Source organism: Escherichia sp. WS1265 (assembly GCF_046487585.1).
In the GTDB taxonomy this organism is placed as follows: Bacteria; Pseudomonadota; Gammaproteobacteria; order Enterobacterales; family Enterobacteriaceae; genus Escherichia; species Escherichia coli.
Window position 1 is genome coordinate 1 of record NZ_JBJQJE010000111.1, and the last position, 502, is coordinate 502.

Here is a 502-nt window from a genome sequence, read left to right on the forward strand (position 1 = left end):
TGTCCGGGCTGTAAGCGAACCACACCGCCGGCGCCAGCGTTGACCCGGCGTTACGGTCATCACGAACGTAGGTCCATAACCGCCCGGTCTTTGTTTTCTTATTGCCTGGCAGCAGTACCTGGACCGGGGTATCATCGGCATGGAGTTTGCCGTCAGTCATGACATCGCCATGAAGCACCCCTTCCAGCGGAGACAGCAGCCGGCAGCATGCATCCACCCAGCCCGACAGCAGTGAACGGCTCAGCTCCACACCTTGCCGACCGTATATTTCTGACTGGCGATACAGCGGGGTGTGCTCTGCATACTTCGAGGTCAGCACGCGGGCCAGCAGCCCCGGTCCGGCGATACCCCGCTCGATGGGCCGTGAAGGCGCGGGGGCCTGCACGATGGCATCGCACTGAGTACAGGCATGTTTTTCCCGTACCGTCCGGATAACCCGGAAGGCGCTACGCATCAACTCCAGCTGTTCGGCGGTATCCTCGCCCAGATAGCTCAGTGAACC

Annotated in this window: 1 protein-coding gene; it reads right to left on the bottom strand. The window is 61.6% G+C overall.

What is annotated here, in order from left to right; translation table 11 throughout:
• Positions 1 to 502, bottom strand: a 502-nt coding sequence (locus ACJHX3_RS25100) for a transposase (RefSeq protein ID WP_410236256.1), incomplete at both ends; no start/stop codon positions are given.